14 protein-coding genes are annotated in these 17475 nt (G+C 67.1%); 11 read left to right on the top strand and 3 right to left on the bottom strand.

Annotated elements, in window-relative coordinates; all coding sequences use genetic code 11:
• Positions 1–267: 267 nt before the first annotated feature.
• From ACLF3M_RS14535 to ACLF3M_RS14500, 8 genes are all read left to right on the top strand, one after another.
• A complete protein-coding gene (locus ACLF3M_RS14535; RefSeq protein ID WP_430657655.1) occupies positions 268–1611 on the top strand; it encodes an MFS transporter in 1344 nt (447 codons plus the stop codon).
• Positions 1612–1614: 3 nt separating this feature from the next.
• Entirely contained in the window at positions 1615–2862 is a 1248-nt protein-coding gene (cyoA, locus tag ACLF3M_RS14530) for a ubiquinol oxidase subunit II (RefSeq protein WP_430657654.1), read from the top strand.
• Between the two features lie 47 nt (positions 2863–2909).
• The gene (cyoB, locus tag ACLF3M_RS14525; RefSeq protein WP_430657670.1) at positions 2910–4886 is read left to right on the top strand and encodes a cytochrome o ubiquinol oxidase subunit I; all 1977 of its coding nucleotides are present in this window, start codon (positions 2910–2912) and stop codon (positions 4884–4886) included.
• 4 nt (positions 4887–4890) lie between these two features.
• A complete protein-coding gene (cyoC, locus tag ACLF3M_RS14520) occupies positions 4891–5517 on the top strand; it encodes a cytochrome o ubiquinol oxidase subunit III (RefSeq protein WP_430657653.1) in 627 nt (208 codons plus the stop codon).
• Entirely contained in the window at positions 5514–5936 is a 423-nt protein-coding gene (cyoD, locus tag ACLF3M_RS14515) for a cytochrome o ubiquinol oxidase subunit IV (protein WP_430657652.1), read from the top strand. Before cyoC ends, cyoD begins: the two co-directional genes overlap by 4 nt.
• 53 nt (positions 5937–5989) lie before the next feature.
• Positions 5990–6676, top strand: coding sequence for an SURF1 family protein (locus ACLF3M_RS14510; RefSeq protein WP_430657651.1), 687 nt, complete (start codon positions 5990–5992; stop codon positions 6674–6676).
• Between the two features lie 345 nt (positions 6677–7021).
• Positions 7022–7204: a 5-formyltetrahydrofolate cyclo-ligase gene (locus ACLF3M_RS14505; protein WP_430657650.1), complete on the top strand. Its 183-nt coding sequence runs from the start codon at positions 7022–7024 to the stop codon at positions 7202–7204.
• A gap of 75 nt (positions 7205–7279) precedes the next feature.
• Positions 7280–7762 carry a PAS domain-containing protein gene (locus ACLF3M_RS14500; protein ID WP_430657649.1) on the top strand — a complete coding sequence of 161 codons (483 nt, stop codon included), beginning with the start codon at positions 7280–7282 and terminating at the stop codon, positions 7760–7762.
• A gap of 172 nt (positions 7763–7934) precedes the next feature.
• Here the strand turns inward: ACLF3M_RS14500 and ACLF3M_RS14495 are convergent, their stop codons facing one another.
• Both ACLF3M_RS14495 and ACLF3M_RS14490 read right to left on the bottom strand, forming a co-directional pair.
• Positions 7935–8345 (bottom strand): group III truncated hemoglobin, encoded by a 411-nt coding sequence (locus ACLF3M_RS14495; RefSeq protein ID WP_430657648.1) that lies wholly within the window; start codon positions 8343–8345, stop codon positions 7935–7937.
• 19 nt (positions 8346–8364) lie between these two features.
• Positions 8365–8517, bottom strand: coding sequence for a hypothetical protein (locus tag ACLF3M_RS14490; protein ID WP_430657647.1), 153 nt, complete (start codon positions 8515–8517; stop codon positions 8365–8367).
• A gap of 81 nt (positions 8518–8598) precedes the next feature.
• Between ACLF3M_RS14490 and ACLF3M_RS14485 the strand changes: the two genes are divergently transcribed.
• Positions 8599–9030 (top strand): Rrf2 family transcriptional regulator, encoded by a 432-nt coding sequence (locus tag ACLF3M_RS14485; protein WP_430657646.1) that lies wholly within the window; start codon positions 8599–8601, stop codon positions 9028–9030.
• A gap of 984 nt (positions 9031–10014) precedes the next feature.
• Here ACLF3M_RS14485 and ACLF3M_RS14480 read toward each other — a convergent pair.
• On the bottom strand, positions 10015–10704 hold the full coding sequence (locus tag ACLF3M_RS14480) for a cyclic nucleotide-binding domain-containing protein (protein ID WP_430657645.1): 690 nt from the start codon (positions 10702–10704) through the stop codon (positions 10015–10017).
• Positions 10705–10952: 248 nt separating this feature from the next.
• Here ACLF3M_RS14480 and ACLF3M_RS14475 point away from each other — a divergent pair, with 248 nt between their 5' ends.
• Together ACLF3M_RS14475 and ACLF3M_RS14470 are read left to right on the top strand one after the other, a co-directional pair.
• Entirely contained in the window at positions 10953–13700 is a 2748-nt protein-coding gene (locus tag ACLF3M_RS14475; RefSeq protein ID WP_430657644.1) for a nitrate/nitrite transporter, read from the top strand.
• Between the two features lie 19 nt (positions 13701–13719).
• Entirely contained in the window at positions 13720–17454 is a 3735-nt protein-coding gene (locus ACLF3M_RS14470) for a nitrate reductase subunit alpha (protein ID WP_430657643.1), read from the top strand.
• Positions 17455–17475 lie beyond the last annotated feature (21 nt).

Here is a 17475-nt window from a genome sequence, read left to right as displayed (position 1 = left end):
CTTCGGGGCGCGGCCGACGCGCCGCAGAGGCGTTGGGCCGAGCATTGCGACAGCGGAACGCGGTCGCGCAGCGATCATCCGCCCTGCAACATGGGACCGAATTCAGCCTGTCCGCTTCGGCCCGGCCGTGACAAGCTGCAACCTTCCGTTCTCCTGGCTCCTAAGGACAATGCCAACAAGACACATCCTGCGCTCCCGTCGATCTTGCTCCGGCCGAGCAGACGGGACCTGCGATGAAGATGCTTCCTGGCAAAGGCGACCGCGAAGATGCCGATCGAGGACGTTCAAGCGCCGTTTCCTTCCTCCACGCCGCTGGAGCGCGACGCGCGCCTGGCGTCCACCGACCACAAGGTCGCGCCGAGTGAGATCGCGATCGGCGTCGTCATCGGCAGGACCGCGGAATATTTCGACTTTTTCGTCTTCGCGATCGCTTCGGTGGTGGTCTTCCCGAAGGTGTTCTTTCCCTTCGCCGAGCCGGTTACCGCGACGCTCTACGCCTTCGGCATCTTCTCTCTCGCCTTCGTCGCCCGGCCGGTCGGGTCGGTCATCTTCACGGCGATCGACCGCCGGCACGGACGCGGCGTCAAGCTCGCCGTCGCGCTCTTCCTGCTGGGCTTCTCGACCATGGCGATCTCCTTCCTGCCGGGCTATGCGCAGATCGGCAGCTGGGCCCTCTACCTCCTCGCGGTGCTGCGGGTCGGACAGGGGCTGGCGCTCGGTGGCGCATGGGACGGGCTCGCCTCGCTGCTCGCGCTGAACGCGCCGCCCGAGCGCCGCGGTTTCTACGCCGCCATCGCGCAGCTCGGCGCGCCGCTCGGCTTCGTCGTGGCGAGCACCCTGTTCTCCTTCTTCATGCTCAACCTGCAGGAATCAGACTTCCTGGACTGGGGCTGGCGCTATCCCTTCTTCTGCGCCTTCGCCGTCAATGTCGTGGCCCTCTTCGCGCGTCTCCGCCTCGTCGCAACGGACGAGTTTGCGAACCTGCTGCAGCAGCGGCACCTGCAGCCCTCGCCGATCCTGCCGCTGCTGCGCAACCATGCGCCCGAACTCGTCCTCGGTGCGCTGATCCCGCTTGCGAGCTTCGCGCTGTTCCACCTCGTGACCGTGTTCCCGATCAGCTGGATCACCCTCTTCACTGATCGCTCGGCAGGCGAGTTCCTGATGGTGCAGTGCTCGGGCGCCTTCATCTGTGCCGGCGCGATCGTCGCCTCCGGCCTCATCGCCGACCAGATCGGGCGTCGAAGGCTCCTGCTGCTCGCGGCGGGGCTGATCGCGCTGTTCGCGATCTGCAGCACGATCGCTCCGCTGATCATCGAAGAGAATGCGATCGGGCAGACGATCTACGTCAATGCGGGCTTCGCTCTCCTCGGCCTGTCCTACGGGCAATCCTCCGGGGCGGTGACGTCACGGCTGGAGCAGCGCTACCGCTACACCGGCGCGGGCCTCACGACCGATCTCGCCTGGCTGCTCGGCGCCGGCTTCGCCCCGCTGATCGTGCTCTATCTGTCCGCGACCTACGGGCTCGCCTGCGTGGGCCTCTACTTGCTGTCCGGAGCGGTCACGACGCTGCTGGCGCTCGGACTGTCGCGCTCCGAAGTCGGGCAGGTCTGACCGATGCGCCACGCCAGCCATCCTCCGGCCGACCACGGCCGTCGGTCCGGCCTCACGCTCGGGCGAACGCTCCGCAGGGCCGCGCTCCTGCTCCCGGCCGCGCTGCTCTCGGGCTGCGGCATGGTCGTCATGGATCCGTCCGGCGACGTCGCGGTCCAGCAGCGCAACCTCATCATCGCGTCCACCGCGCTGATGATGCTGGTCATCGGGCCGGTCATCGCGCTCACCTTCCTCTTTGCCTGGCGCTACCGGGCCTCGAACCCAAAGGGGACCTACGACCCCGACTTCCACCATTCGACCCAGCTCGAGGTGGTGATCTGGACCGTACCCCTCCTCATCATCATCGCGCTCGGCGCCATGACCTGGATCAGCACGCACACCCTTGACCCGTTCCGGCCGCTCGGACGCATCGCGCCGGGCCGGCCCGTGCCGGCCGACGCCAGGCCGCTCGAGGTGCAGGTCGTCGCGCTCGACTGGAAATGGCTGTTCATCTACCCGGAACTCGGCATCGCCTCGGTCAACGAGATGGCCGCGCCGGTGAACGGGCCGATCTCCTTCAGGCTTACTTCCTCTTCCGTATGGAACGCGTTCTACGTCCCGGCCCTCGCGGGGATGATCTACACCATGCCGGGGATGGAGACGCGCCTGCAGGCCGTCATCAACCAGGAGGGCGACTACTGGGGGCTCTCCGGGCATTACAGCGGCGCCGGCTTCTCGCGCATGAACTTCCGCTTCCACGGCCTCGGCGACGACGGCTTCGCGCGGTGGGTCGCGAGGGTGAGGTCCGGCGGGGAACGCCTCGACCGCGACGCCTATCTCCGGCTGGAGCAGCCCAGCGAGGCGGAGCCGGTGCGCCACTATGCCTCGGTCGAGGACGGCCTCTTCGCCGCCATCGTGGGCCTCTGCGTCCGCCCGGGCCGGATGTGCGTGGACGAGATGCACCACATCGACAGGATCGGCGGCGCGGGGCGGGAGAGCGTGGGTAACCGCGAGCGCCTCGACTACGACAACCGGCGGCTCGAGAGCGGCCACGAACCCGCCGGCGCGACCTTTCCCGCCTCGGGCCGTCCGCCGCAGGGAAGCGTGCAGCCCGAGGGCATGAGACCCCGCGACCAGGGCCTGAGCCGCGGCGGAGTCAACCAGCCCCGCTCCGAGCCGGACCAGGGCCAGGGCAACGCCTTGCCTGGCGCCGACCGCGGCTCCGCCCCGGCCCAGCTGAACGACCGGCCCACCGAACGCCATCAACACTGATCCGAACGGGCTTCCGCATGTTCTCGAACCTGGACCTGCAGCACCTCATCTTCGGCCGCCTCTCCCTCGAGGCCATTCCCTACCACGAGCCGATCCTGGTCGTGACCTTCGCGGGCGTGGCGATCCTCGGCGTCGCGCTGCTCGGCGCGGTGACGTGGTTCGGCCAGTGGGGCTACCTCTGGCGCGAGTGGTTCACGAGCATCGACCACAAGAAGATCGGGATCATGTACGTGATCCTGGCGATCGTGATGCTGCTTCGCGGCTTCGCCGACGCCGTCATGATGGTGACGCAGAAGGCGCTCTCGGTCGGCGCGTCCGAGGGCTACCTGCCGCCGCACCACTACGACCAGGTGTTCACGGCGCATGGCACGATCATGATCTTCTTCATGGCCATGCCGTTCGTGACCGGCGTCATGAACTACATCATGCCGTTGCAGATCGGGGCGCGCGACGTCGCCTTCCCGTTCCTGAACAACTTCAGCTTCTGGATGACCACCGGCGGCGCGATACTGACGATGATGTCGCTCTTCCTGGGTGAGTTCGGGCGAACCGGCTGGCTTGGCTATCCGCCCCTGTCGGGGGCGGCCTACAGCCCCGGCGTCGGCGTGGACTACTGGATCTGGGGCCTGCAGGTCGCCGGAGTCGGCACGACGCTGTCCGGCATTAACCTGATCGCCACCATCGTGAAGATGCGCGCACCTGGCATGACGATGATGAAGATGCCCGTCTTTTGCTGGACGACGCTCGCCAGCAACGCGATCATCGTCACGATCTTCCCGGTCCTGACTGCGACCCTCGCCCTGCTGGCGCTCGACCGCTACGTCGGCACGCACTTCTTCACAAACGACTACGGCGGCAACTCCATGATGTACATGAATCTCATCTGGATGTGGGGGCATCCGGAAGTCTATGTGCTGGTTCTGCCGGCCTTCGGAATCTACTCGGAGATCGTGTCGACCTTCTGCGGCAAGCGGCTCTTCGGCTACACATCCATGGTCTACGCGACGATGGTGATCGCCATCGTCTCCTGGCTGACCTGGCTGCACCACTTCTTCACGATGGGCTCGGGCGCCAACGTGAACGCCTTCTTCGGCATCACGACAATGATCATCTCCATCCCGACCGGCGCCAAGGTGTTCAACTGGCTCTTCACGATGTACCGGGGGCGGATCCGGTTCGAAGGGCCGTTCATCTGGGTGATGGGCTTCATCCCCACCTTCGTGGTCGGCGGGCTGACTGGTGTCCTGCTGGCGGTGCCGCCGGCGGACTTCGTGCTGCACAACAGCCTGTTCCTGGTCGCGCACTTCCACAACGTGATCATCGGCGGCGTGGTGTTCGGCCTGCTTGCCGGCGTGCAGTACTGGTTCCCGAAGGCATTCGGCTACAGGCTCGACCCGTTCTGGGGCAGCGTTTCCTTCTGGTGCTGGCTGGTCGGCTTCTGGACCGTGTTCACGCCGCTCTACGCGCTCGGCCTGATGGGCTTCACGCGCCGCACCCAGCATTTCGACGACCCCAGCGTGCAGCCCTATCTGTTCATCTCAGCAATTGGCGTGGTCATCATCGCGGCCGGCATCCTGGCCTTCGTGGTCCAGCTCGTCGTCAGCTTCGTCCGGCGCGAGCGCCGGCGCGACACGACGGGCGACCCCTGGGGCGGGCGGACGCTCGAATGGTCCACCTCCTCGCCGCCGCCGCCCTACAACTTCGCCTTCACGCCGATCGTGCACGACTATGATGCCTGGTGGGACATGAAGAAGCGCGGCCACGATCGGCCGCTCGGCGGCTACCGTCCGATCCCGATGCCCAGGAACACCGCGGCCGGGGTGGTGCTGGCCGGGCTCAGCACGGTGCTCGGCTTCGCCCTTGTCTGGTACATCTGGTGGCTCGCCGCGCTGTCCTTCGTAGCGCTCCTCGCGGCTGCGATCGCCCATACCTTCGACTACGACCGGGACACCACGGTCGCGGCCGAGGACGTCGCCCGCTTCGAGAGGATCCGGACGCGGCAGCTCTCGGGATCGGGGGCTTGAGGCGATGCAGGAGGTGACCAAGTCGTCCGAGGCCGCCGCGGCACCGGACTTCTACGAGCAGGACGAGCACGTCCACGGCAGCAGCACGCTGATCGGGTTCTGGATGTACCTGATGAGCGATTGCTTCATCTTCGCGGTGCTGTTCGCCACCTTCGGCGTGCTCGGTCGCAATTACGCCGCCGGCCCGTCCGGGGCGGATCTGTTCGACCTCAGGCTCGTCGCCCTCAACACCAGCCTGCTGCTCCTCTCCTCCATCACCTATGGCTTCGCGATGCTCGAGATGGGCAAGGACCGGCTCCAGGCCACGGTCGGGTGGCTGGCGATTACAGGCCTCTTCGGCGCGGCCTTCGTCGCCATCGAGCTCTACGAGTTTTCGCACCTCATCAGAGAAGGCGCGACACCGCAGCGGAGCGCATTCCTGTCCGCGTTCTTCGTGCTGGTGGGGACGCACGGGCTGCACGTTACCTTCGGCATCGTGTGGCTTGTCACGCTGATCGTGCAGGTGCACCGTTTCGGGCTGATCGCCGCCAACCGGCGCCGGCTCACCTGCCTCTCGATGTTCTGGCACTTCCTGGACGTGGTCTGGATCGGCGTCTTCACCTTCGTCTACCTGATGGGGGCCATGCGATGAATCCGGCAAAGGCGCAAGCGCTGACTGAGCCCGCGCACGGCGGCAACGCCGGGCATGAGGGGACGCACCGGGACGATCATGCTGACGGCCCGCACGGCACCTTCAGGAGCTACATGACGGGCTTCGTCCTGTCGGTGATCCTGACAGCCGTCCCGTTCTGGCTCGTGATGGGCAACGTGCTGGAGGACACGGTCAGGACCGTCATCGTGATCATGGCGCTCGCCGCGGTGCAGATCGTGGTCCACATGATCTACTTCCTGCACATGAACACGAAGTCCGAGGGCGGCTGGACTTTCATGGCCCTCGCCTTCACGCTCACGCTCGTCGTCATAGCGCTGGTCGGCTCGATATGGGTCATGTACCACATGGACCAGAATATGATGCCGATGTCGCCGCACCAGGCGCCGCAACGGCCCTGACCGGCCGGCGGGTCGCTGCGCTGCTCGCCTTCAATCTTGTCGCGGTCCTCGTCGTGGGCGGCCTTACGGCGCTGGCGACATGGCAGGTGCATCGCCGCGCCTGGAAGCTCGACCTTATCGCGCGCGTGGAGGCGCGAGTACACGCCGATCCCGTGCCGGCCCCCGTGCCGGAGCGATGGGCGGCGCTGACCGCGGCGGGAGACGAGTACCGGCGCGTGACGGTGACCGGTGCATGGACAGCCGACCGGCCCACGCTCGTGCAGGCAGCGACGGAACTCGGTGGCGGCTACTGGGTGATGCAGCCCTTCGCGCGGGACGACGGGACGACGGTCCTCGTCAACCGCGGCTTCGTGCCGGCGGGAAGGCGCGAGGCCGCATCCTCGGCCCTCAATTCAGGCCGCGTCACGGTAACAGGGCTGCTGCGGATGTCGGAGCCAGGAGGTGGATTCCTGCGCTTGAACGACCCTGCCGCCGATCGCTGGTATTCCCGCGACGTCGCCGCAATCGCTGCCTCGCTCGGGCTGCGTGGAGCGGCGCCATATTTCATCGATGCGCAGGCCGGCCCCGGTGGCGCACTTCCCGTTGGCGGGCTGACGGTGATCAGCTTCCCGAACAACCACCTGATCTATGCATTCACCTGGGGTGCGCTCGCGCTGATGACCGCCGCCGGCGCGATCTTCGTCAACCTGGACGTCTTGCGTTCCCGGGCCGACTGGCGCGCATCGAGGTCGGCTGAGTGAAAGCCGCGCGATCCGCACGGGCGCGTCCGGTCCGGTTCCGCTGGCGGCGTGGCGGTATGGTGCTTGTTCTCCTTCACCGCTTTTGAGGACTACACCGGGCAGACGGAACGGCTGTGGCGGCAACTCGAATGCTCCCGCAGAGGCGATCCACTACGCGATCAACGCCGTCAAAGCGCGCATAGCTGCATAGCCGGTGGACACGGTGGAAGTCCGCGGCGATAGACGTCCCGCGCCTGATTTCGGCCTTCACCACCGGCGGCCGGTTCGGCGGGTGCTGACCCGGGCCGCGGCGGCGCACCCAGCGCCTCCCGCAGGTGAGACAGCCCCTGCAGCATCGCGCTTGCCGTGCCGGCCGATGGCGCGGCCTTGCTGCCGGACACCGTGATAGCGCCGCTGGTTGGCTTCGATCGCAGCGGCTACCAGCTCGGCTACGGCGGCTGCTATTACGACCGCACGCTGGCCACCATGCCCCGGCGGCCACTGACGATCGGCGTGGGGTTCGATCTGGTCGCAACTCGGGAGGATTGACCCACAGCCGTATGACATTCCGATGCACCTGATTGTGACCGAGCGACAGGTCACCAGCCATGGGAGCGTGGAAAGGTGAACGACAGCAATCTTCCGGCCTACTCGCTTTCCCGGTTGGGCCGCGCGGTTCTGGACAGCGTTTCCGAAGCGATAATCTACGCCGATCGGGATGGCGCGATCTGCTTCTGGAATCCAGGAGCCGAGCGGCTCTTCGGCTTCACCGCCGCCGAGGCGTTGGGTCGCTCCCTCGACATCATCACCCCCGAACCGCAGCGAGCCCGGCACTGGGCTGGCTTCGATCGCGTGATGCAGACAGGCGAGAGCCGTTATGGCCACGGCGATGTCCTCGCAGTGCCTGCGCATCGAAAGGACGGGACGCGGATCTCGATCGAATTCACGATCATTCCGATCCGGGCTGAGGATGGTCGGATCGAGGGCATGATGGCGATCCTCCGCGATGTGACCCAGCGCTACGAGGAGACGCGGGCGCTGAAGCGGGAGCTCGCTGCGCTGAAGGCCAGCATGGACACGAGCAGGGCCAGCCCGGGCGCTGGCTGATAGCCGCTATTGGGCGGCCTCCGGCAAGGTGGGTCAGTGCGACGGGCCGGCGCCTGCCGGTATTGCGGCTGGTTCGAAGCAGCCGTTCCGGAGAGGATCGCGCGCCCGCCGCGTCAGGTGACGACGTGTCGGTGCATCGTAAGCAGGGCCGTGGGCAGAGCCACGGCGTCGGCTATTCCGCTGCCTGGCGGACGGCGGGCAGGCGCTCGAAAATCCCCATCCGCAGGCTACGCGCGATGCGATGCGCGCGGTCGCGGAAGGCCTCGGCGGTTGCGGGCGCAAACAGCTCGTCGCAGGTCGCGCCGAACAGATTCAGCCAGCGGTCGAACATCTCCGGTGTCAGGCCCGGCAGCCGGAGATGCGCGGAATACGGATCGCCATGATAGGCGCCGCTGCGCAGCATGACCGCCGACCAGAACCGGCGGAGCTTGGCCAGGTGCAGGGCCCATTGCGCATCGGTCTCGCCAATGGTGGCATGGAAGATGGGCCCGAGCGCGGGATCTCGGCGGACGCGCGCATAGAAGGCGTCCACCAGGCGTGCGATGTCGGCTTCGGAGGTGATGCGGTCCGTTTCCATGATCATGGGCGCTGGATCCGGAGCCTCAGATGAAGGGGATGACCGCAAGCACGGCGACGAGGTTCCAGGCCAGCATATTGACCAGCGTGCGCAGCATCGCGCGGCTGTCGGTGTCATCGACATGCAGCGCGTCGCAGGCGAGGTTGCCGGGAAGCAGGAAGAGACGGGCTGGGCTCATCGAGCTTAAACCTACATGAGACATGTATGTTATAGGCGGCGCCGCTCTTGAAAAGCAATAGCGACAATGTAGCTTTTGCGCATGCGCCTGACGACCCTCACCGATTTCTCGCTTCGCATGCTGATCCACCTCGCGATCGAGCCGGATGGACGTGCGACCATCGCCGAGGTCGCGAAGGCTTATCGGATCTCGGAGAGCCACCTGATGAAGGTGGCGCACCTGCTTGGCCAGGCCGATTACGTGACCACGCTGCGTGGCCGCGGCGGCGGGCTGCAGCTCGCGCGCCCAGCAGACAAGATCACCGCAGGCGAGGTCGTCCGGTACATGGAGCCGGACATGGCGATCGTGCCGTGCTTCGCTGACGCCCCATGTGCGATCCTGCCAGCGTGCGGCCTGAAGCACCGCCTTCGCGCGGCTCGCGAGGCGTTCCTTGCCGTGCTTGACGCCACCACCATCGCTGATCTCGCGCAGCCCCAGGTGGAGTTGCGGAGCCTCCTCGCGATTGCGGCCTGATCGGTCCTGCCTCCGCCACGGGACTCATAACGGGCTCCGCGCCGAGCCATTTGCGATGCTGCGCGGGGCACAGGCGGCGCGCGCCATTCAGTCAGTTGCTGGTGGGATAGGTGCCCGCAAGCGCGCATGCGAGGCGTTGCGCGTTCTCTGGTGACGGCGCTGAGTTCGCTGACGTTCTCGCCTCACGTAGCGCTGCCGTCGGTACGCGCGGTGGCACCCGTCCGAGTTCCGCCAAACGTCGGGACGTACATCGCCTGACCGCGGCAGGGCCCTGCGCCGCAGTGGCTCCGCAAACGGTAACCAGCGCCGATCGCTCTTCGGAAGTGAGCGAAGCGGTACTGTGTGGCTGCGGCACCGCGCAAAGTTCGGTGACGTGCCTGGTTATGCACGCCCCGAAAGCAGAAGTCGCCCCGCCGCGCGGACGGCACCGTGACGTCGACGCTCGCCGTCGCTCCGGGGCCACAGCTGGTCTCGATCGCCAACGTCCGCGTCCCCGCCGGCAGCGAGGGGCAGCCGTAGAGCACCGCCGGCGCGTCCTCGGGCAGGCCGTAGAGCCGCAGCGCCTCGCGCTCGATCTGCCCGTCGAAGCCGATGATGCCGATCTGCGCGAAGGCACGCCCGGCCCGAGCCGCGCCGTCTGCCGCCGGTTCAGCGAGCTTTGCTGCATGACGGCGTCCGCCTGCCAGCTCTTCGACGCAGTGTCCTACGTCGTGTCGGGGGCCACCCGGCAACGTTCTCACTCACCCTGATTGATCACATGGTGGGCGGCACAATCCCGAGCGCCGCGCGCGGGCGCACCTACCGGAATAGCCACTTGCGCCGGCCGAGTCAGGTGGCGCGCCACGCCGGGCCTCGCCGCTAGGCGTGATCTCGAAGATGCCACAGGGCAGGCTTCTATCGTCGCGGGCAGGCCCGCCACCGAGCCAAGGGCAGGCTCGAGGACGGCTCGAAGAAGGAGGGCTGAAGTTCCAAATTTGTGGTTGTCTAATTCGACCGGGGCCTGCTCCGGCGTCGACGCGGGGCATCGCGATCATTCACTAGAGCACCGCGGTCGGGTACCGTCGGTCCATTCGGCGTGCGCCGCAACCTGCCGCTGCCTTCCAGGGCCGCAAGGGTGCGGGAGAGCGTCTCCGGCGTCATGCCGAGACGCGCCGCGATGGCCGAGCGAGGCTCCGGGAGCGAGGCGCAACCAGCCCCCGCCTCATCCGAAATGCGCCTAGCCAGGAAGCGACCGAGGCGCACCGCGACACTGTTCAGCTTGAGGTCCACGACCTGATCGACAATCAGGCGCCAATGGCGCGACAGCAGCTCGTTGCAGGCACCGCTCAGCTCGAAGGAGCGCTGCAGGTTGTCGCGGAAATGGTCGGCCGGGATCATCAGCACACGTATCTCGGTCAGCGCAACCGCCGTCGCTAGATAGGGCAGCCTGAGGATGACGGCCGGGGCGAGGAAGACCTCACCGCCGCCGAAGATCTCGACGACCGTCGTGCCGCCGCCTTCGCCTTGCGCCTGAAGCCCGACGCTGCCCTCGAGCAGGAGGTGCAGGAACTCAGGCTCCTCCCCCTGCTCGAAGAGCACCGTGCCCTTCGGCAGCAGCTGCGTGAAGCTCGGCCGCAATAGCTCGGCCATGGCGGCTGCCCCCGCCGCCTGGAAGAATGGGGCCCGCTCGATCATCGCGTAGTTGGTCTCACGCTTACTCATCGCGGGCTGGCCTCCGTCGCACGTTCGTGTAGCTAACGCGCCCGCCCGATCCATTGATCTGGATCAAGGGTCGTCCTGCTCATGGTTAACAACCCACGTGACGCGGATCGCCGATTTCCGAAAATTCCACGGTTGCTGTGTCCCGCGCTTGATCTCGCGCAATCTCTCGCGGCCGGCCAGGTGGCTCTCTTGCGCCACTCCCGCAGGAACCGGAGCAGGGCATGAGCGGCGCATCGATCTCAGCAGAGCCTGGAGCGCAAACACGCGCCCTTTGGCTCTCCACCATCGCCTTCACGGTGTGCTTCGCCGTCTGGACGATCTTCTCGATCATCGGCATTCAGATTAAGAAGGACCTCGGGCTGACCGACACGCAGTTCGGCCTGCTCGTCGGCACGCCGATCCTGACCGGCAGCTTGATCCGTCTCATCCTCGGCATCTGGGCCGACCAGTACGGCGGGCGCGTCGTCTACGCCGGCGTGATGGTGGCCGCGGCGATCGCCACCTTCCTGCTGACCTTCGCCTACGACTACCCGACCTTCCTGCTCGCCGCGCTCGGCGTCGGCATTGCCGGCGGCTCCTTCGCCGTTGGCATCGCCTATGTCTCGAAGTGGTATCCGAAGGAGAAGCAGGGCACCGCCCTTGGCATCTTCGGCGCAGGCAACGTCGGCGCGGCCGTGACGAAGTTCCTCGCTCCCGTCGTCATGGTCGCCTTCGGCTGGCAGATGGTAGCGCAGCTGTGGGCAGCTGGCCTCCTGGTCACGACGGCGGTGTTCTGGTTCGGCACGAAGGACGATCCCTCGCTGGCAGCCCGGAGGGCATCCGGCGCAAAGCCCGAGCCGATCTCGGCACTGCTCGAGCCGCTGAAGAACGTGCAGGTCTGGCGCTTCAGCCTCTACTACTTCTTCGTCTTCGGCGCGTTCGTGGCCCTGTCGCTCTGGCTGCCGCGCTACATCATCGACGCCTACGGCTTCGACATTGCCACCGCCGGCATGATCGGCGCGGCCTATTCCGTGCCTGCCTCGATCTTCCGCGCCTACGGCGGTGTGCTGTCGGACAAATACGGCGCCAGGCGCATCATGTACTGGACGCTCGGCGTCTCCGTCGTGGTGAGCTTCATCCTCTCCTATCCGCCGACGACCTACGTCATGGACGGCATCAAGGGACCGATCGAGTTTCGCCTGGCCACCGGCGTCGGCGCCTTCATCGTGCTCGTCTTCGTGCTGGGCTTCTTCATGAGCCTCGGCAAGGCCGCGGTCTACAAGCACATCCCGGTCTACTACCCGAACCGGGTCGGCCCTGTGGGCGGCATCGTCGGCCTGATCGGCGGCCTGGGCGGCTTCATCCTGCCGATCCTCTTCGGCGTGCTCAACGACCTGACCGGCATCCGACAGTCCTGCTTCATGCTGCTGTTCGCGGTCAGCGCCGTCGCGCTGGTGTGGATGCACGTCGCGGTCCTGCGTATGGAGCGGGAGGCTGCCGCACCGGCCCTCGCTGCGTTGCCCGAACTGCCCGAGATGCAGTCCATCCACGGCCCGGCGCAGGTTGGTGCGCTGCGGGGCCGGGCGATCGAGGAGTGGAGGCCGGAGGATCCGGTCTTCTGGGAGGCGAAGGGCCGCGCCATCGCCAGGCGCAACCTCTGGGTCTCGATACCCTGCCTGCTGCTGGCGTTCGCGGTCTGGATGGTCTGGTCTGTGGTCGTCGCCAAGCTGCCGCAGGTGGGCTTCGCCTTCACGACGGACCAGCTGTTCTGGCTGGCGGCGCTGCCCGGCCTGTCGGGCGCGACGCTGCGCATATTCTACTCCTTCATGCCGCCGGTCTTCGGCGGAAGGCTTTGGACGACGCTGGCGACCTGGTCGCTGATCGTCCCGGCGCTCGGCATCGGCTTCGCGGTGCAGAACCCGGCGACGCCCTACTGGATCTTCATGGCGCTGGCACTGCTCTGCGGCTTCGGCGGCGGCAACTTCGCCTCCTCCATGGCCAACATCTCCTTTTTCTTCCCGAAGCGGGAGAAGGGGAACGCGCTCGCGCTCAATGCCGGGCTCGGCAACCTCGGCGTCAGCGTGGTCCAGTTCGTGGTGCCGCTGGTGATCACCGCCGGCGTGTTCGGCGCCCTCGGCGGCGATCCGCAGACCGCGCGCATCGGCCAGGCGGAAGTCAGCCTCTGGCTGCAGAACGCGGGCTTCGTCTGGGTGCCGTTCATCGCCGCGGCGGCCTTCGCGGCGTGGTTCCGCATGGACGATCTCGCCGCCATGAAGGCGTCCTTCTCGGACCAGGCCGTCATCTTCCAGCGGAAGCACAACTGGATCATGTGCCTGCTCTACACCGGCACCTTCGGGTCCTTCATCGGCTACTCCGCCGGTTTCCCGCTGCTCGCCCGCACGCAGTTCCCCGGCGTGGATGCGCTGCAGCTCGCCTTCCTTGGGCCGCTGGTCGGCGCACTCTCCCGCTCGGTGACGGGTTGGGTCTCCGACCGCTGGGGCGGTGGGCGCGTGACCTTCTGGGTCTTTGCGGCCATGGCGCTCGGTGTTTACGGCGTGATCCACTTCATCGGCATCAAGGACGAGCCCGGCGCCTTCTGGGGCTTCTTTGGGGCCTTCATGTTCCTCTTCCTCGCCAGCGGCGTGGGCAACGCCTCCACCTTCCAGATGATCCCCGCGATCATGGGCAAGGACATGGCGCGGCTGATGCCTGACCGCGACGCTACGCAGCGCCGGGTCCAGGCCGAGAAGGAGAGCGCCGCGATCATCGGCTTCACCTCCGCGATCGCCGCCTATGGCGCCTTCTTCATCCCCAAGAGCTACGGCACCTCGATCGCCATGACCGGCGGGCCGGTCGCGGCGCTCTGGTGCTTCTTCATCTTCTACCTGCTGTGCATCAGCGTGACCTGGTGGGTCTACACCCGACGCGGCGGGCTGCTGCACGACGTCGAACGCAAGCCGCCCACCGCCACGGCCATGGCTGCCGAATGACCGGGAAGGACTAGCACCGATGAGCCACTTCCTCGACCGCCTGACCTACTTCAAGAAGTACGCCGGCACCTTCGCCAACGGCCACGGGGAGACCACGACCGAGAGCCGGGCCTGGGAGGACGCGTACCGGTCGCGCTGGGCGCACGACAAGATCGTGCGCTCCACCCACGGGGCGAACTGCACCGGATCCTGCTCCTGGAAGATCTACGTCAAGGGCGGGATCGTCACCTGGGAGACGCAGCAGACCGACTATCCGCGCACGCGCCCCGGCCTGCCCAACCACGAGCCGCGAGGCTGCTCCCGCGGCGCCTCCTACTCCTGGTACCTCTACAGCGCGAACCGAGTGAAGTACCCGATGATCCGCAAGCGCCTGCTCAGGCTGTGGCGCGAGGCGCGGGCGGCGCACGCCGATCCGGTCGCGGCGTGGAAGTCTATCCAGGACGATCCCGTGAAGCGGCGCGAATACCAGCAGGTCCGCGGCCAGGGAGGCTTCGTTCGCGCCGGCTGGGACGAGGCGGAGGAGATCATCGCCGCCGCCAACGTCCACACCGCGAAGCAGCACGGTCCCGACCGCATCATCGGCTTCTCGCCCATCCCGGCGATGAGCATGGTGAGCTACGCCGCGGGCAGCCGGTACCTCTCGCTGATCGGCGGCGTCTGCATGTCCTTCTACGACTGGTACTGCGACCTGCCCCCGTCGTCCCCGCAGACCTGGGGCGAGCAGACCGACGTGCCGGAGAGCGCTGACTGGTACAACGCGGGCTTCATCATGATGTGGGGCTCCAACGTGCCGCAGACGCGCACGCCGGACGCCCACTTCATGACCGAGGCGCGCTACCGCGGCACCAAGGTGGTGACGGTGACGCCCGACTATTCCGAGGCGTCGAAATTTGCCGACCTCTGGCTGCACCCGAAGCAGGGCACGGACGCCGCGCTGGCGCTGGCCATGGGTCACGTGATCCTCAGCGAATGGCACGCGAAGGGCCGCGGCGACTACTTCCTGGACTACTGCCGCCGCTATTCCGACATGCCGATGCTGGTGCTGTTGACGGAGCGCGACGGGCGCCTGGTGCCGGACCGCCAGATGCGCGCGAGCGACCTGCCGGACAACGTCGGCGAGCAGAACAACCCGGACTGGAAGACGGTCGCGATCGACGACGCGACGGGCGCACCCTACATCCCCACCGGTTCTGTCGGCTTCCGCTGGGGCGAGCAGGGCAAGTGGAACCTGGAGGGCCGCGACGCCCGCACGCTGGAAAGCGTGACGCCCCGGCTCAGCCTGGCCGGCGGCGAGACGGCGGAGGTCGCCTTCCCCTACTTCGGCGACGGCGCCCCGGCGTTCTTCAACCCGACGAAGCTTGGCGACACGGTGACCCACGAGGTGCCCGTCGGCAGCGTGACGCTGGCCGATGGCCGCACGGCCCGTGTCGCCACCGTCTACGACCTGTTCCTGGCGAACTACGGCGTCACGCGCGACGGCCGCGCCGACTACGACGCGATGGCGCCCTACACTCCGGCCTGGGCGGAGGCCGTCTGCGGCGTTCCGCGCGCGCAGATCGTCGCCGTCGCGCGCGAGTTCGCCGACAACGCCGAGAAGACGCGCGGCAAGTCCATGGTGATCCTCGGGGCGGCACTGAACCACTGGTACCATTCCGACATGAACTATCGTGGCATCATCAACCTGCTGGTGATGTGCGGCTGCGTCGGCCAGCCGGGCGGCGGCTGGGCGCACTACGTCGGCCAGGAAAAGCTGCGGCCGCAATCGGGCTGGATTCCCGTAGCCTTCGCGACGGACTGGGCGCGGCCGCCGCGGCAGCAGAACAGCACCTCCTTCTGGTACGCGCACACCGACCAGTGGCGCTACGAGACGCTGCAGGTGAAGGACCTGCTCTCGCCGACGGCGCCGAAGCTGCTGACCGGCGCGCTGATCGACTTCAACATCCGCGCCGAGCGCATGGGCTGGCTGCCCTCCGCGCCGCAGCTGGCCCGCAACCCGCTGACGATCGCGGTGGAGGCCGAGGCCGCCGGGATGCAGGTGCCGGCCTATGTCGCGCAGTCGCTGAAGTCGGGCGCGCTGGAGATGGCCTGCGAGGACCCCGATCACCCGATGAACTGGCCGCGCAATCTCTTCGTCTGGCGGTCCAACCTGCTGGGGTCGTCCGGCAAGGGGCACGAGTATTTCCTGAAGCACCTGCTCGGCACGCAGCACGGCGTGCAGGGCAAGGATCTGGGCGAGCAGGGGACGACGAAGCCGGAGGAGGCCGCCTGGCATGACGAGGCGCCGCGGGGAAAGCTCGACCTGCTGGTGACGCTCGACTTCAGGATGAGCACCACCTGCATGTACTCCGACATCGTGCTGCCGACGGCCACCTGGTACGAGAAGTACGACCTCAACACCTCCGACATGCACCCCTTCATCCATCCGCTCTCCGCGGCGGTGGACCCGGCCTGGGAGAGCCGGACGGACTGGGCGATCTTCCGCGGCATTGCGAAGCGCTTCTCGGCGCTCTGCCACGGGCATCTCGGCAAGGAGCGCGACGTCGTGCTCACGCCCCTGATGCACGACAGCCCGGGCGAGCTCGGCCAGACGCACCAGGTCCGCGACTGGAAGAAGGGCGAGGTCGAGCCGATCCCCGGCAAGACCATGCCGGCGGTGACCGTGGTGGAGCGCGACTACCCCAACACCTTCGCACGCTTCACCGCGCTCGGCCCGCTGATGGAGAAGCTCGGCAACAACGGCAAGGGCATGGCGTGGAAGACCGACCGCGAGGTCGGCTTCCTGCGCCACCTGAACGGGGAGGTGGAGGTGCCCGGCGTCGAAGGCAAGCTGGCGAAGATGCACACCGACATCGACGCCTGCGAGACGCTGATGCACCTCGCCCCCGAGACCAACGGCCATGTCGCGGTGAAAGCATGGGAGGCGCTGGGCAAGTTCACCGGCCGCGACCACAGGCACCTCGCCTTGCCAAAGGAACACGAGGCGATCCGCTTCCGCGACGTGCAGGCGCAGCCGCGCAAGATCATCTCCTCGCCGATCTGGTCCGGGCTGGAGAGCGAGGAGGTCTGCTACAACGCCGGCTATACGAACGTGCACGAGCTGATCCCCTGGCGCACGCTGACCGGGCGGCAGCAGCTCTACCAGGACCATCCCTGGATGCTCGCCTTCGGCGAGGCGCTGTGTCTCTACCGCCCGCCGGTGGACCTGCGCGCGCACCAGGCACTGCACAACGCGCGGCCCAACGGCCACACCGAGGTGGCGCTGAACTTCATCACGCCGCACCAGAAGTGGGGCATCCACAGCGTCTACACCGACAACCTGCTGATGCTGACGCTCTCGCGCGGCGGCCCGATCGTCTGGATCAGCGAGACCGACGCGACGACCATGGGCATCGAGGACAACGACTGGATCGAAGCGTTCAACGCCAATGGCGCGCTCTGCGCCCGCGCCGTCGTCTCCCAGCGCGTGCCGAAGGGCATGATCATGATGTACCACGCGCAGGAGAAGATCGTGAACGTGCCGGGCAGCGAGATCACGCATGCCCGCGGCGGCATCCACAACTCCGTCACGCGAACGACCGTGAAGCCGACGCACATGATCGGCGGCTACGCGCAGCTCGCCTACGGCTTCAACTACTACGGCACGATCGGCACGAACCGCGACGAGTTCGTGGTGGTGCGCAAGATGGCCAATGTCGAGTGGCTGGACGGCCCGAGGATCACGCCGCAGGCGGCGGACCTGCGGGCGGCCGAATGACGCGCGGAACGGGAAAGGAGA

Origin of the sequence: Falsiroseomonas sp. HW251 (assembly GCF_050563545.1) — a bacterium.
Taxonomy (GTDB): Bacteria; Pseudomonadota; Alphaproteobacteria; order Acetobacterales; family Acetobacteraceae; genus Falsiroseomonas.
Note: the sequence above shows the minus strand (reverse complement) of the source record. Positions and strands in the feature narration are given on the sequence as shown.

Coding starts and splice junctions, on each gene's coding strand:
- ACLF3M_RS14535 (WP_430657655.1), top strand. CDS start 268: ATGCCGATCGAGGACGTTCAAGCGCCGTTTCCTTCCTCCACGCCGCTG.
- cyoA (WP_430657654.1), top strand. CDS start 1,615: ATGCGCCACGCCAGCCATCCTCCGGCCGACCACGGCCGTCGGTCCGGC.
- cyoC (WP_430657653.1), top strand. CDS start 4,891: ATGCAGGAGGTGACCAAGTCGTCCGAGGCCGCCGCGGCACCGGACTTC.
- cyoD (WP_430657652.1), top strand. CDS start 5,514: ATGAATCCGGCAAAGGCGCAAGCGCTGACTGAGCCCGCGCACGGCGGC.
- ACLF3M_RS14495 (WP_430657648.1), bottom strand. CDS start 8,345: ATGATCATGGAAACGGACCGCATCACCTCCGAAGCCGACATCGCACGC.
- ACLF3M_RS14490 (WP_430657647.1), bottom strand. CDS start 8,517: ATGAGCCCAGCCCGTCTCTTCCTGCTTCCCGGCAACCTCGCCTGCGAC.
- ACLF3M_RS14485 (WP_430657646.1), top strand. CDS start 8,599: ATGCGCCTGACGACCCTCACCGATTTCTCGCTTCGCATGCTGATCCAC.
- ACLF3M_RS14480 (WP_430657645.1), bottom strand. CDS start 10,704: ATGATCGAGCGGGCCCCATTCTTCCAGGCGGCGGGGGCAGCCGCCATG.
- ACLF3M_RS14475 (WP_430657644.1), top strand. CDS start 10,953: ATGAGCGGCGCATCGATCTCAGCAGAGCCTGGAGCGCAAACACGCGCC.
- ACLF3M_RS14470 (WP_430657643.1), top strand. CDS start 13,720: ATGAGCCACTTCCTCGACCGCCTGACCTACTTCAAGAAGTACGCCGGC.